General features: G+C 65.8%; 11 protein-coding genes. 3 read left to right on the top strand and 8 right to left on the bottom strand.

Annotation, left to right across the window (positions count from 1 at the left end; translation table 11 throughout):
• Positions 1-36: 36 nt before the first annotated feature.
• Complete coding sequence (locus tag F3W81_RS09015) at positions 37-2,199, top strand: esterase-like activity of phytase family protein (protein ID WP_193083257.1); 2,163 nt, start codon at positions 37-39, stop codon at positions 2,197-2,199.
• 190 nt (positions 2,200-2,389) lie between these two features.
• Here the strand turns inward: F3W81_RS09015 and F3W81_RS09010 are convergent, their stop codons facing one another.
• Together F3W81_RS09010 and F3W81_RS09005 are read right to left on the bottom strand one after the other, a co-directional pair.
• Positions 2,390-4,021, bottom strand: a complete 1,632-nt coding sequence (locus F3W81_RS09010; protein ID WP_193083256.1) for an acyl-CoA dehydrogenase family protein — start codon at positions 4,019-4,021, stop codon at positions 2,390-2,392.
• 65 nt (positions 4,022-4,086) lie between these two features.
• A complete protein-coding gene (locus tag F3W81_RS09005; RefSeq protein WP_193083255.1) occupies positions 4,087-5,007 on the bottom strand; it encodes a PHP domain-containing protein in 921 nt (306 codons plus the stop codon).
• Positions 5,008-5,107: 100 nt separating this feature from the next.
• On the opposite strand from F3W81_RS09005, the gene F3W81_RS09000 reads away from it, so the two are divergent.
• Complete coding sequence (locus F3W81_RS09000; protein ID WP_193083254.1) at positions 5,108-5,659, top strand: tetratricopeptide repeat protein; 552 nt, start codon at positions 5,108-5,110, stop codon at positions 5,657-5,659.
• 78 nt (positions 5,660-5,737) lie between these two features.
• Here F3W81_RS09000 and F3W81_RS08995 read toward each other — a convergent pair whose 3' ends face one another.
• The 6 genes from F3W81_RS08995 to F3W81_RS08970 form a co-directional block, all read right to left on the bottom strand.
• Complete coding sequence (locus F3W81_RS08995; protein WP_193083253.1) at positions 5,738-6,445, bottom strand: hypothetical protein; 708 nt, start codon at positions 6,443-6,445, stop codon at positions 5,738-5,740.
• A gap of 7 nt (positions 6,446-6,452) precedes the next feature.
• Positions 6,453-7,286 carry an ABC transporter permease gene (locus F3W81_RS08990; protein ID WP_193083252.1) on the bottom strand — a complete coding sequence of 278 codons (834 nt, stop codon included), beginning with the start codon at positions 7,284-7,286 and terminating at the stop codon, positions 6,453-6,455.
• Positions 7,287-7,395: 109 nt separating this feature from the next.
• A complete protein-coding gene (locus F3W81_RS08985; protein ID WP_193083251.1) occupies positions 7,396-8,769 on the bottom strand; it encodes an ABC transporter permease in 1,374 nt (457 codons plus the stop codon).
• On the bottom strand, positions 8,766-9,881 hold the full coding sequence (locus F3W81_RS08980; protein WP_407692467.1) for an ABC transporter ATP-binding protein: 1,116 nt from the start codon (positions 9,879-9,881) through the stop codon (positions 8,766-8,768). The genes F3W81_RS08985 and F3W81_RS08980 overlap by 4 nt, the downstream gene beginning before the upstream one ends.
• 155 nt (positions 9,882-10,036) lie before the next feature.
• The gene (locus F3W81_RS08975) at positions 10,037-11,158 is read right to left on the bottom strand and encodes an extracellular solute-binding protein (RefSeq protein WP_193083250.1); all 1,122 of its coding nucleotides are present in this window, start codon (positions 11,156-11,158) and stop codon (positions 10,037-10,039) included.
• A gap of 338 nt (positions 11,159-11,496) precedes the next feature.
• Entirely contained in the window at positions 11,497-12,738 is a 1,242-nt protein-coding gene (locus F3W81_RS08970; protein WP_193083249.1) for an alpha-D-ribose 1-methylphosphonate 5-triphosphate diphosphatase, read from the bottom strand.
• 379 nt (positions 12,739-13,117) lie between these two features.
• Between F3W81_RS08970 and hemP the strand changes: the two genes are divergently transcribed.
• Entirely contained in the window at positions 13,118-13,279 is a 162-nt protein-coding gene (gene hemP / locus F3W81_RS08965) for a hemin uptake protein HemP (RefSeq protein WP_193083248.1), read from the top strand.
• The last annotated feature ends 32 nt before the right edge of the window (positions 13,280-13,311 follow it).

Below are 13,311 nucleotides of genomic sequence, written 5' to 3'. Positions count from 1 at the left end.
GGCACCTGTCCCCCATAGATCCAAATGGGGAAAACCATGATTATTCGCGCCACCGCGCTGACATCGCTTCTGGCCCTGCAGGCTGGCATGGCGAGCGCCGAGATGAATTTCAATCGCATCGCCAGCTTTGCCACGCCGCTGAACATGGCGGAAGGCGAAGACACCAGCCGCCCCACTTCGGCTGAGATCATTTATGCCACCGAAGACGGTATGACTCTGGTCTATACCGACAGCCCGCTGGGCGTTGTCGGGTTGGTCGACATCACCGATCCGCGCGCGCCCAAGCCCTTGGGCAATATCGACATGGGTGGCGAGCCGACCAGCGTCGGTATCATCGGCCAGACGGCCTATGTCGGCGTCAACACGTCGGAGAGCTACACCAAGCCCTCGGGCAAGCTGGTGACGGTCGACATCGCCTCCAAGACCATCACTTCCACCTGCGATCTAGGCGGTCAGCCTGACAGTGTCGCCGTGGCCAAGGACGGCAGCTTCATCTCGGTCGCCATCGAGAACGAGCGGGACGAGGAGCTCGGCGATGGTCGTGTCGGGCAGATGCCCGCCGGTGATCTGGTGATCTTGGGTGTCGCCGATGCGATGGCCGATTGTGCCAGCATCAAGCACGTCGCTCTGACCGGCCTGACCGAGATCGCGCCCGAAGATCCTGAGCCCGAGTTCGTCGACATCAACTCTCTCGGCGAAACCGTTGTCACGCTTCAGGAAAATAACCACATCGTCGTGGTGTCGAAGGACGGCGAGATCCTGTCGAACTTCTCGGCTGGACGGGTGTCGCTGGACGGTGTCGATACCGAGAAGGACGGCGCGATCACTTTCACCGGCAGCATCACCGATGTTCCGCGCGAGCCGGATGCGATTGGCTGGATCGATGACGAGCACTTCGCCATGGCCAACGAGGGGGACATGGACGGTGGCACGCGCGGCTGGTCGATTTTCTCCAAGACCGGCGAGCTGGTCTATGACAGCGGCACCTCCTTCGAGTACGCGATTGCAGAGATCGGGCACTATCCGGACAAACGCTCAGGCAAGAAGGGCGTTGAGCCTGAATCCATCGAAGTCGGCACTTTTGGCGGCACGCCGATGGTCTTCGTCGGGGCCGAGCGCGCCTCGGTTGTGGGGGTCTATGACGTGACCGATCCCACTGCGCCGGTGCTGAAACAGCTGCTGCCGTCGGGGATTGCACCGGAGGGCTACATTGCCATCCCGTCGCGTAACCTGTTGGTTTCGGCCAACGAAGCCGATCTGGTCGAGGACGGTGGTGTGCGCGCGCATGTCATGATCTTTGAATATACCGAGGGTCCTGCGAGCTATCCGATGCTGACCTCTGCCGGTCTGCTGGAAGATGGCAAGCCGGTGGGCTGGGGTGCGAACTCCGGCATGGTGGCGGATGGGGCGCATATCTGGGCGGTCAGCGACAGTTTTTACAGCGCGCAGCCGACGATTGTGCGGATCAACCCAGCTGAAAAACCTGCGAAAATCGATCAGGTCATTCGTGTCAGCCGTGATGGCAAACCGGCGGAAGGTCTTGATCTGGAAGGCATAACGCTGGACGGTCAGGGCGGCTTCTGGCTGGCGTCTGAGGGCAATGCCGAGAAGGGTGTGGCGCATGCGCTCTACCATACGGATGCGACTGGCGCGATTGTCGAGGAGGTCATGCTGCCTGAGGCGCTGCTGGCCAATCAGACGCGCTTTGGCTTTGAAGGCGTGACGCGCATTGGCGATACGCTGTGGATGGCGGTGCAGCGCGAATGGGGCGATGACGCGAAAAACCATGTGAAACTGATGGCTTACAACCCTGAGAAAAAAATCTGGGGCGCGGTTCTTTACGAGAAGGCCGAGCCGGAAAAAGGCTGGACGGGTCTGTCTGAGATCGTGGCGCATGGCGAAAATGTCTATGTGATTGAACGCGATAACCAGATCGGCGAAGCGGCGCAGATCAAGAAGATCTACCGTATCCCCGCCTCGGAGATGGTGCCGGCACCCTTGGGCGACGATCTGCCTGTCGTCTCGAAGGAAGAGGTGCGCGACCTGATCCCCGACCTGCTGTCGACTGGTGGCTATGTGCTTGATAAGGTTGAGGGTCTGGCGATCATGGAGGATGGGACGGCCTATGTCTCGACCGACAATGACGGGGTGGATGACCACTCGGGCGAGACGATGTTCTTCTCGATCGGCAAGATCTGACACCGATCACTGAGCGCTTTGAGGACGCGTCCGGCAGTGCCGGGCGCGTTTTCGTTTCTGGGCGGGACGGGGCCGGAAGGGGTCAGATTTCGATGTCGGTATCCCGTCGGTATTTGAACGGTATCTGAACGGTGTCATTTTCGGCCTGCAGGCCGATGACCGGGGCCGCAACGGGGCCGCTCGCCGCGGGTCAGCCCGCCGCGTCGGGCGCGATGCGGGCGAGGATCGCGGTCACGTCGCTGCCTGCCATGGCGCCGGTTATGCGACCGGCTTCGCCCGCAAGGCGGGTCGCCGTGAAGGCATCCGACACGGCGGGCGGCGCGTGGCGGATCAGCAGCGCGGCTTGCAGCAGCAGCGCCGTGCGCTCGGCGAACCAGCGGGCCTCGGCCTCGGGGGGCAGGCCGGGCCAGCGGGCGCTGTGGGCCTTGAGCGCGGCGTCATAGCGGGGATCGGTGCCGAGGGCTGCGGTGAGTTCAGCGCGCAGGGTTTCGGCGGCAAGTGGATCCCGCGCAAGGGTGCGCAGGATGTCGAGGCAGATGACGTTGCCCGAGCCCTCCCATATGCCGTTCAGCGGGGCTTCACGGTAGAGCAGGGGCATCGGCGTGTCCTCGACATATCCCATGCCGCCGAGGGCTTCCATCGCCTCGTAGGTGACCACAGGCGCGCGCTTGTTATTGTGGAATTTCGCCAGCGCCACGGCAATGCGGGCGAAGGCGCGGTCCGCCTCGGTCGTGCCATCAAAGGCGCGGGCGGTGCGCAGGCCGAGGGCGAGGGCGGCTTCGACATCTAGCGCGAGGTCGGCGAGGACGGCGCGCATCAGCGGCTGGTCGATCAGGCGTTTCTGGAAGGCGCTGCGGTGACTCGCCCAGTGGTGCGCCTCGGCCAACGCCGCGCGCATCAGGCCGGCGGGGGCCATCGCCGTGTCGAGGCGGGTGTGGTGCACCATCTGGATGATGGTCTGCACGCCGCGCCCCTCGTCCCCGAGCCGCTGGGCGAAGGTCTGGTCGAACTCGATCTCGGCCGAGGCATTGGAGCGATTGCCGAGCTTGTCCTTCAGGCGCTGGATGCGGAGGGTGTTGCGCGCCCCCTCCAACCAGCGGGGCACGAGGAAGCAGGTCAGCCCCTCAGGTGCCTGCGCCAGCGTCAGAAAGCCGTCGGACATCGGGGCAGAGCAGAACCACTTGTGCCCGGTCAGGCGGTAGGTCTCGCCGTCGCGGGTGGCGGTGGTTGCATTGGCGCGCACGTCCGAGCCGCCCTGTTTCTCGGTCATCGCCATGCCGAGGGTGGCGCCGTCCTTCTTTGCCACGGGGCGGATCGAGGGGTCGTAGACGCGGGCGTGCAATTTGGGCTGCCAGAGCGCGGCGAGGTCGGGGTTGGCGGCAAGCGCGGGAGTGGCGGCATAGCTCATCGTCAGGGGGCAGCAGTGGCCCGGCTCGACCTGCGAGGCGAGGTAGACCATGGCGGCGTGGGTGACATGGCCGCCGGTGGTGCCCGGCACCCAGGGGATGGCGCTGTAGCCAGCGGCGGTGCTCCTGTGCATCATCGCGTGGTAGCTGGGGTGAAAGTGCACCTCATCCAACCGCCGTCCGGCCCGATCAAAGAGGTGCAGGTCCGGAGTGTGTCGGTTGGCAAGGGCGCCGTCTTCACGCGTGTGCGCCGTGCCCAGCTCTGCGCCGTAGGGCGCGAGGGCCGTCGGGTCGCCGTGGTTGTGCCTGATCGCCTCGCGCAGCGGCAGGTCGCTCTGCCAGAGGTCGATGTCGCCGCGGGGGCTGGGCTGGTTGGTGACCTCGTGCGTGGCGAGGTGGCTTTGCGCTTGGCTCATGGTCGGGCCTCCTTCCCCGGTCAGCCTAGTGGGCCTGCGGAGTCGGGGAAAGAGGCGGGGTGGGGTCAGCGGCGATGCGGGTTCGACCAGGCTTTCTTGCCCGCATGGTCCATCACGGTGACGCGGAGCCAGGGCGATTTGGCGAGCCGCGCGAGCGGCACCGTGGTGCGCGTCATCGAGGCGCCGACCACCGTGACGCAGGCCGAGCCATGGCCCTGCACCATGACGATATGCGCGGCGGAACTCTCGACGGTGACGTCGGTGTCGGTGAGGGTGATGTCGCGGATTTCGGGGCCTTGGGAGGAATAGAAATCGCCCGCTTTGAGGGCGCTGAGCAGGGCGTCGGGCGCGTTGGCTTCGGCCTTGACCATGACCCAGCCGCCGAAGTGGTCGGGTTCGTAGAAATGCGCGTCATCGGTGGCGATGACGGAGAGGTCGCGCCCCTCCGAGAGCAGCAGGTCGGCGATGGAGAAGCCGTCGCCCCGGTCGCAGCCCATGGCGCAGCCGTTGTTGTAGATCTCGACCGCATGGGCGGCCTCGATGCTGCGGGCATCGGCCAGGGTCAGGCCGGACCATTGCGGGTGCGCGACGGCGACGAAGGCCCCGGCGGCGCGGGCGCGGGCGGCGATTTCGGGGCCGGTTTCCTGATCCGCGACCGGCTGGAAGCCAGGGGAGTTGGAGGGCGTGAAATCACTGGGCAGGCCGACGGCGAGGATATGCCAGAGCTCTCCGTTCGCCAGGGCACCCGAGTGCAGCTCGGCGCCGAGGAGTGTGGTGAAGCCCTCGGTGCGGAAGGGCAGGGTATCGGCGATGGGATAGCCAAACTGGCCGACGAAGTGATCGGTGAGGGCGAGGAAGTCATAGCCTTCGGCCCGGTAGCGGCGGCAGACCTCGGCAGGCTCAAGCACCCCGTCCGAGAGGGTGGAGTGGGTGTGCAGGTTGCCACGGTAGAACTGGCCGGGTTGGGCGAAGGCGGAAAGGCGCATGGGGTCTCCGATCAGGGGGGTGTCTTTGCGGGGTAGGCGCGTTTGGTGATGGTTTCATGACAGGCTTGAACTTCGCAAGGGGGCAGAGCAAGACTTTGCCATGGGAAAGACCGATCCGCTGAGCGACGCGCTGGCGCGTGGTGACTGGCCGCTGGCAGAGCGGGTGCTGATGCGTGCCGCGAAGGGCGGCAAGGCAGAGGCGCCTGTGCTGTATAATCTGGGGCGCGTCATGATGGAGCAGGGCAAGTGGGTGCCGGCGCGGCTCTGGCTGCGGCGGGCGCTGGTGCGCGATGCGTCCCATGCGAAGGCCTGGTTCGAGCTGGGGCGTGTGGCGCTTGAGCTAAGCGATTTGCCGGGTGCCGGGGCGGCCTTTGCGCGGGCGGTGGCGTTGGTGCCTGGGGACGCCGATGCGCGGGTCAATCTTGGCCGGATCGCATTGCGCCTTGGCGCCTTCGGGCAGGTGCGCGAGGTGTTGCAGCCGCTAGAAGGGCGGGACGTCGAAGTGGATGGCATGCTCTACCGGGCGGCGGCGGAGTTGCGACTGCCTGAGGCGGCGGCGCTGCAGGTGGCGCTGTGGCGATGGCCTGAGCGGGCCGAGGCGCTGAGGGCTGTGACGCGGGCGTCCAAGGGGCGGTTGTCGTTGGATTTGTGAGGTCGGCAGGGGGCTCTGCCCCCGGCGCGGGCGCCTCCCCCGAAGTATTTAGGGCAAGATGAGAGAGCCCGGGTGCGGCTAGTGGCGGAAGCGTTTGCGGTAGGTGCCGGGGGTGGTGGCGAGGTCGGTTTGCAGGGCGCGGTTGGCGGTGATCTGGGCTTCGGTCATCGTGGTAACGGTGAGCTCGGGGGGGGCACTGCGGGGCAGGGGGATGACCTGGGCGATGGGGGTCCCGGCGGGCAGGGTCCCGGTGAAGTCGCGGTCGAGCCAGAGCGCAGGGAAGTGGACGTAGCCATCGCGGAACAGGTCGCAGTCGACGACGCCTGAGAGGGTGCGGAAGGGGAGTTCCTCGCGGTTCAGGGGGTGGGTGAAGAGCAGAGACGTGCCGGAGGGCGCCTCCAGCGTCCAGAAGTTGAGGAACTTCAGGATCGAGTTGACGGCGAGCGGGTAGGGCGCACCTGTGGCCTGTTCGGGGAGATGCAGGGCGATGGGCGAGCGTGAGATCAGCGTGTCGGGCAGGGCGGGTGGATCCCAGTCCCAGCTGACGGCGCCCTTGTCGAAGTGCAGGTCGGTGGCGAGTGGGATCAGTATGCCGAGCGAGAGCGCGTCGAGGAAGGGCGGGCAGTGTTTCAGGGTGCGCACCGGGTCGCCGTTTAGTGTTTCGGCCGGAGCCTCGGACGGCATGGCGCGCAGCCAGTCGGGCAGGGCGGCGCGGGCGGCTGTCGGTTTGGGCAGCAGCGCCTCAAGCGCGGGATGGCAGCGGGCGATGATCTGGGGGTGCGTCATGGGGTCTTTATGACGCTTTCTTTTCGCGCGACAACAGAAAGGTATGGGCAAGGGCGGCCAGCACCGTCACCGCGATGATCACCGTCCCGATGGCGTTGATCACTGGCGGGTGGCCGTTGGGGTTGCGCCCCATGGCGCCGATTTCGGTTGCCAGCGTACAGGCGCCGCCCTTGGCGAACATGGTGGTGTTGTAATTCTCGAGGCTGGCCATCAGGGCGATGACCCCAGCGGAGATCAGCGCTGGTGCGAGGTAGGGCAGGGTCAGGCGGCGAAAGACATGCAACGGCGTCGCGCCGAGGTCGAGGGCGGCTTCCTCAAGCTCGATGGGCTGGCGTTGCAGGCGGGCCATCAGGATCAGCATCGGGTAGCCGGCGATGAAGGTGACCTGCGCCATGATGATGGTGACAAGGCCTGCATTGACGCCGAGGCGGCCCCAGAAGACCAGCGCCGAGAGGCCGAGCACCACGCCCGGCGCCAGCATGGGCGACAGCAGCACCCACCACAGGACGCCATTGGCGCGGGTGCGCCAGCGGGTCAGCAGGACCGCGCCGGCGAGGCCGAGCAGCAGCGACAGCGGCACCACGACAGCTGCGACGCGCAGCGAGTTGCCCATGCAGGCGACAAGGCGGCCCCGATCCAGCGCGCGCAGCACCGGATCGGCGCGCAGGGCGTCGTCCGACATCCAGAAGAAGGCGTACCATTTGCCGGTCAGCCCGTGCCATTCGGTGACGGTGGGCGGCGAGGCGTCGTTGAACGACGACAGCACCATCAGCACGAGCGGCGCGAACATGAAGATCAGGAAGGCCCAAGTATAGGTGGAGAGCAGGCGGTGAGACGTCATCGGTTTGCTCCACCGGGTGCAAGGCGCGGTGCACAGACCGCAGCGCGGGATGTGGCGGGGGCCGAGCGCCCCTTGCGGGTCGAGGCGCACGCGGCTTGGGCTGAGGCTCTCATTGCACCCTCGCGAAGTCTTTCAGGCGGGTGCGCATCAACCACATGAACAGTGCCACCAGCCCGAAGCAGATCAGCGTGTAGCCAAAGGAATAGGCGGCGCCGACGTTGGAATTCGCGCTCTCGAAGAACTTGTTGTAGATCGTCTGGCTGAACCATTCTGCCTGCAGCCCGCGCGAAATGATCCGGGGCACAGAAAACGCCCCCGCGCTCAGCATGAAGGTGGCGATGCAGCCGACGGCGATGCCGGGCTTGGCGTGCGGCATGATCACCCGCCAGTGCACCCGCCAGCTCGCAGCACCAAGATCGCGCGCCGCCTCGATCTGGTTGCGGTCGAGCGTCGTCATGACGTTGTAGATCGGGAAGACCATGAACAGCACATAGGTATAGACGATCACCACGAAGACCGTCCCGGGAAAGCGATTGAACTGGATCGGCTCGGAGATCACATGCGCCCAGGTCAGCAGCCCGTTGATCAGCCCCTGATTGTCGATGATCGTGGTCCAGGCGTAGATCCGCATCAGCTCGACAATCGCGTAAGGGATGACGAGGCCGAGGAACAGCCAGACCGCGCGATCCGGCGCGGTGGCCAGCGCGACCTTGTAGGCGATGGGATAACACAGCAGCAGCGCCAGCGCCGTGGCCATCAGTGCGAAGCTCAGCGTGCGGGCCAGCGTCACGAGGCCGAGGCGTTCATAGGTATGGCCATCGCGCTGAAATCGCAGGCCGATCACGCCCAGCAGGCGGTTCGACAGGCGGGCATCCTCAAGGCTCTGTTGCTCGGGTGTCGCCGGGATCAGGCGCGGCGCGGCGAGGGTGCGGAAGTTGTCCAGGGTATAGGGAAAGGCCTGGGCCTCCTGCGCGATCAGCTCAGCGCCGAGGCGCTGGGTCCGGGCGCTGATCCGTTCGGCCATGGCGATCTGATCGGGCAGTGGGGCGCTCTCGTCGACGCTGAGCGTCTCGATCCCGTAGGTCGTGTCGAGATAGGCGGCCTCGGCGTCGCTGTCGCGCAGCAGCCGCCAGTGGGTGTTGGAGCGATCACATTGCAGGATATAGCGGCGCACAGGCGCAGCGGCGCTGGGCGCGGTGCCGATCGCAGGCAGGGCCATGCTCCCGATGCTCGGCACCGCCATGCCGCCGTCGGCCGTGTCAGCCGTTCTGGCCCCCTCGATCGCCAGAAGAGAGGCGCAGCTGCGCGCATCCCGTGACATCTGCGTCGCGATCGAGGAATCGAGCGCGCGTTTCGGCGGGGTGACGGCGCTTTCCAGCATCGTCAGCTGCGGCAGGATGATCAGCACCAGCCCCCAGACCAGAGCCGAGGCAAAGAACAGCGCCGTCAGGCCAACGCCATATCCGCGCAGCAGGCTTTTCATTGCACCGCCAGCTCTTGCCCGGTGCGCGCCATCGGCCCCTCGGGCAGAATGATACCCGCCTCGGGGGCAAAGCCGATGCGGGCCGTGTCGCTGACCGGGGCCGGGCTGCCGTGGTTGGTCTGGTGCAGCGTCAACGACTGACCATCCGCCGTCCGAAAAGCGTAGTTGATGAACGCCCCCTCCAGATCGCGCCGCACAAGGGCCGCGCTGAAGGCATTCGCATGGTCGCCAAAGGCCATCAACTCAGGCCGCACGAACAGGATCGCAGGCGCGCCGACGCCCAGCCCACCGGGATTGCGCCCGAGCAGAGAGCCGGCAGCCGTGTCGATGCGCGCCATCCCCGCCTCAACCGCCGCGATGCGCCCATGAAAGGCATTGACCTCGCCCACGAAGGACGCAGCAAAAGCCGAAACGGGACGCGAATAGATCTCGTCCCCGGTGCCGATCTGCTCGACCACGCCCGCGTTCATCACGGCAATGCGGTCCGACATGGTCAGCGCCTCGCCCTGATCATGGGTGATATAGATGAAGGTGACGCCGGTCTTCTTCTGGATCTCGCGCAGCTCGGCGCGCATGTGCTGGCGCAGCTTCAAATCCAGCGCCGAGAGCGGCTCATCCAGCAACAGCACCGCAGGCTCCACCGCCAGCGCCCTGGCGATGGCGACCCGCTGACGCTGCCCGCCCGACAGCTCCGAGGGCAGCTTGTCGCACTGATCGCCAAGCGCCACCAGATCCAGCAACTGCTGCGCCCGCTCGCGCCGCTTGCGTTTGCTCATGCCGCGCGCTTCCAGCCCGAAGGCCACGTTCTCCCAGACCGGCATCAGCGGAAACAATGCCAGGTTCTGAAAGATCAGCGCCGTGGGGCGGATGTTCGGGCCGATCCCGCTCTGATCGACGCCGCCGATCAGCACCCGCCCCGCACTCGGCTCGACAAAGCCCGACACGGCGCGCAGGATGGTCGTCTTGCCACAGCCCGAGGGCCCGAGGATGGAGAAGAACTCCCCCGCGCGCACATGCAGATCGGTCGGCTGCACGGCGGTAAACCCGTTGGGATAGGTGATCGACATGCCCTCAAGCCGCACATCCTGTCCGCGCATCTCCAGATCGCTCATCACCCTCACCGGTCCAGACCCCGCCGGCCACATCGCGTGCGCCCTCAGGCCTTCTTCTTGCTAAAATATTCCCGCCGGAGGCATCCGCAGCCCGAAGACCGCGCACCCCTCGCAAAAAGGCGCGCCCCGACAAGAGGCGCGCCCAAAAACCGCCCTCAGGCGTTGGTGACGATCTCGACCATCTCGTTGACGACGGGCGCATAGAAGGGGGTGTCGGACTGCCACCACCACATGTTGCTCAGCACCTCGGCGGTATAGACCTCGTTGAACTGGGTCTTGAACTCCTCCGAGGCAAATTCCGCCGCGCCCTGCACCGCCGAGTTGTAGCCGGTGTTGTTGGCGAACATGCCGCCAACCTCGGGGGTCAGCATGAAGTTCATGAAGGCGACGGCCTGTTCGGGGTTCGCCGCGCCACGCAGGATGCCGAAGCTGTCGAGCCAGGTGATGATGCCCTCTTTGGGCGCGCGGTAGACATAGTCGGGGTTTTCGCGGTTCAGCAGCAGCCCCGTGGTATCCCAGGTCTGGCCGATGACGCAGCCCGCGTCCTTGAAGGCGGCGGTCGCCTCAGTCGCATTGTTCCAGAAGGCACCGAAATGATCTTTCCGGGCGATCATCCACTTGACGATCTCGCCAAAGACGCGGCGGGCGTCTTCTTCGGATTTATAGACGTCGAGCATGCGGTTGGACTCGACCTCGCCCGTGGCGTTCAGATAGAGGCCGACACCGATCAGCGCCGATTTCTGCCGGAAGGCGGCCTTGCCCACGGTGGTCGGGCCGAACAGATCGCCATAGGACAGGTCGGCGTCCGAGATATCCAGCGCGGCACGGTTCAGTGTGATGCCTTCGGTGCCCCAGTCGAAGGGCAGCACCACCTGTTCGCCGTTCTGCACGCCGCCCAGCCCGGCGCTGTCGCGCACGAAGGCGGGGATCACGGCATCGACGTTCACCGCGTCGGGGATCGGCGCGAAATAGCACTCGCCCGCGTCATCATAGTAACCGGCGACGTTGGTGATCGAGGGGAAGACCACGTCGAAGCCCTTGCCGCCATTGGCGCGCACGGTCGACTCGGCCTCGTCGTTGGAGCCGAAGGTGGTCAGCTCAAGCTTGATGCCGGTCTCGGCTTCGAATTTCTCGGCGATATTGGGCTGGATGTAATCCTGCCAGGCCAGCACCTTGATGCTGCCGGAGGAGGCCAGCGCGTCATGGGCGCGCAAAATAACAGGTGCCGCGACGGCCCCTGCGGTCATCTTGAGTGCGGAGCGGCGAGTGAAAGTCATTTTGATCCCCCTGTTTTATGAAGCCCTGCGCTTTCGCAGCCAGATCCTGCGGCCCGCAGTGGACCGTGATCGCATAAAGGCGCAGTGACTCCTTTTGATGACGTTTCGATATCAGCCCTGTGAAAGTGCCGTTTGCGGACGATCTGGGATCGCGCATTGGGCCTGTGTCGGCAGGAGTGATACTTGCGTCATTCAACCAGAGCGCCAAGTGTTTTTTTGCTGAACGCCATGCGCGGACAGGTAAAGTGCCCGAAAGCAGCGGCTGGCCAAGGGGGGTGCGGCTACCGTTCGGGTTGTTTTGCGTCAGGGCGTCGCTGGCCTGTCTGGGCGCGGGGTCGTCAGACCCCGAAGCTGCGCCCGGCGTGGGCGATCCGGCCCGCAGACAGCGTCAGAAGCGGCGCGGGGCTGGCGCCTTCGGGCCAGTCGAGAAGCACGATATCGGCGCGGGCTCCGGCCTCGATCCGGCCACGATCCTGCAGGCCGAGGGCACGGGCGGGGGACTGCGAGACCAGCTGCCAGAGCGCGGGCAGGGGGGCAACGGCATCGGCGCGCAACCGGGCCACAGCGGCCAGCATCGCGGGATAGAAATAATCCGAGGCGAGGATATCGCAGAGGCCCTGCTGCACCATCGCCGCTGCCGAGGGAGAGCCGATATGGCTGGTGCCGCGCACCACGTTGGGGGCGCCGAAGACGATGAAATCTCCGGCGTCGCGCGCGGCCTGCGCCACCTCGACCCGCATCGGGAATTCGCTGATCCGGGCACCTCGGTCTCGGTAGAACTGTCGCGTCTTCAGCTGCGTGTCGTCATGCGACAGCATCGGGGCCCCGGCGGCGCGGCCAAGCTGCGCCATGGTGTCAATCGCGGCGGGGACCTCGGGGCGGCGCTGCCAGATCCGGGTGATCAGCTGCACATAGTCTTCGCGCGACAGACCCGAGCGCAGGGCGCGCGCACTCATCTTTTGCGCAAAGGCGGCGCTGGTCATATCGGTCACCGGAAAGCCCGGATCGTGGTCGAAGGGGCGGCTCTGCAGCGGGGTGTCGGGGTGCAGCACGGCCATGGAGGTATGATCGTTGAAGGCCAGCGCGGGCACCTGGGCGCTGGTGAGGGCACGCGCGATCAGGGGCCGGGCCTCAAAGCAGAACGTCTCCCACCGCAATTGCAGGCGGTTGTCGATGCGCAGGCGCGGGGCGAGGGCGGTGAGTTGGTCTAGCACCTGTTCGCCACGTTCGACCGAGCGCAGGCCCGGCTCCCATGACAGGGTGAGGGCGTGATAGGCGGTGGCGATGCCGTTGCCCGCGAGCTGGCGATCGCTTTCCAGCAGCGCGAGATCGAGGGGGAAGAAGACGTCGGGCCGGGGCATCAGCTGCCGCTCGAACGCATCTCCGTGGATGTCGATCATGGCGGGGGCGAGGATCAGGCCACGGGCGTCGATCAGCTGTGCTCCGTCGCGCGGGACGTCGAGGCCGGTGATGACGCCGTCCTCAAGGCGCACCGAACAGTGCTGCATCCGGTCGGGCAGGATGACCTGCGCCCCCTCGATCAGCAGGGCGGGGGCGGGGCGGTCGGTCTGGCTGTGCATGGGGCGTCATCCGGTCAGGTCGCCGCCACGATAGGCGCGCAGGGATGCCGGGGCAAGACGGCGGGTCGGGTGCAGGGCTGGACGTGAGGTTGTGCGCTGTTTTCGCTTGGAAAGAGTAACTGACTAATTTAGTCGGATTGACAATCCTGATCGTATAAGTCAACTTTTATCGGGTAACACCACCGCGCCTCACACTCAGGGGGTGGTTCTGATTTTGAATGCAACAAGGATGCCTCCGAAACACGCGGTGTTTCCTGCCATGCCGGGCGAATCGATCTGTCCCTGCCGTAGCGCAGGCGGGGAGGTGCCGGGCTGTGACGGACAGCAGGTTGCGCAGCGCGCGGTGATGCGCGCCGGGGGACGAGAAGGAAACGATGCGATGATGTCCGAGAAAACTGACGGCCGGGTGGCCCTGCCGACGATTCCGCAACACGATGCCAACGAGCTGACCGGTGGCGGGACCACGGCGCAGATCGTGCTGAACGATCAGGTCTATACGCTTCGCATCACCCGTGCGGGCAAGCTGATCCTGACCAAATAAGCGCAGGTCTTTCGGTCGTCTTGTCCCGTCTG

Source organism: Pseudooceanicola spongiae, from assembly GCF_014899185.1.
GTDB classification, from domain to species: domain Bacteria; phylum Pseudomonadota; class Alphaproteobacteria; order Rhodobacterales; family Rhodobacteraceae; genus Pseudooceanicola; species Pseudooceanicola spongiae.
Note: the sequence above shows the minus strand (reverse complement) of the source record. Positions and strands in the feature narration are given on the sequence as shown.

What these genes read in the sequence shown, in the direction of transcription:
- F3W81_RS09010 (WP_193083256.1), bottom strand. Translation starts at nt 4,021, where the DNA reads ATGAGCCAAGCGCAAAGCCACCTCGCCACGCACGAGGTCACCAACCAG.
- F3W81_RS08985 (WP_193083251.1), bottom strand. Translation starts at nt 8,769, where the DNA reads ATGAAAAGCCTGCTGCGCGGATATGGCGTTGGCCTGACGGCGCTGTTC.
- hemP (WP_193083248.1), top strand. Translation starts at nt 13,118, where the DNA reads ATGATGTCCGAGAAAACTGACGGCCGGGTGGCCCTGCCGACGATTCCG.
- F3W81_RS08980 (WP_407692467.1), bottom strand. Translation starts at nt 9,881, where the DNA reads ATGAGCGATCTGGAGATGCGCGGACAGGATGTGCGGCTTGAGGGCATG.
- F3W81_RS09005 (WP_193083255.1), bottom strand. Translation starts at nt 5,007, where the DNA reads ATGCGCCTTTCCGCCTTCGCCCAACCCGGCCAGTTCTACCGTGGCAAC.
- F3W81_RS08975 (WP_193083250.1), bottom strand. Translation starts at nt 11,158, where the DNA reads ATGACTTTCACTCGCCGCTCCGCACTCAAGATGACCGCAGGGGCCGTC.
- F3W81_RS09000 (WP_193083254.1), top strand. Translation starts at nt 5,108, where the DNA reads ATGGGAAAGACCGATCCGCTGAGCGACGCGCTGGCGCGTGGTGACTGG.
- F3W81_RS08995 (WP_193083253.1), bottom strand. Translation starts at nt 6,445, where the DNA reads ATGACGCACCCCCAGATCATCGCCCGCTGCCATCCCGCGCTTGAGGCG.
- F3W81_RS09015 (WP_193083257.1), top strand. Translation starts at nt 37, where the DNA reads ATGATTATTCGCGCCACCGCGCTGACATCGCTTCTGGCCCTGCAGGCT.
- F3W81_RS08970 (WP_193083249.1), bottom strand. Translation starts at nt 12,738, where the DNA reads ATGCACAGCCAGACCGACCGCCCCGCCCCCGCCCTGCTGATCGAGGGG.
- F3W81_RS08990 (WP_193083252.1), bottom strand. Translation starts at nt 7,286, where the DNA reads ATGACGTCTCACCGCCTGCTCTCCACCTATACTTGGGCCTTCCTGATC.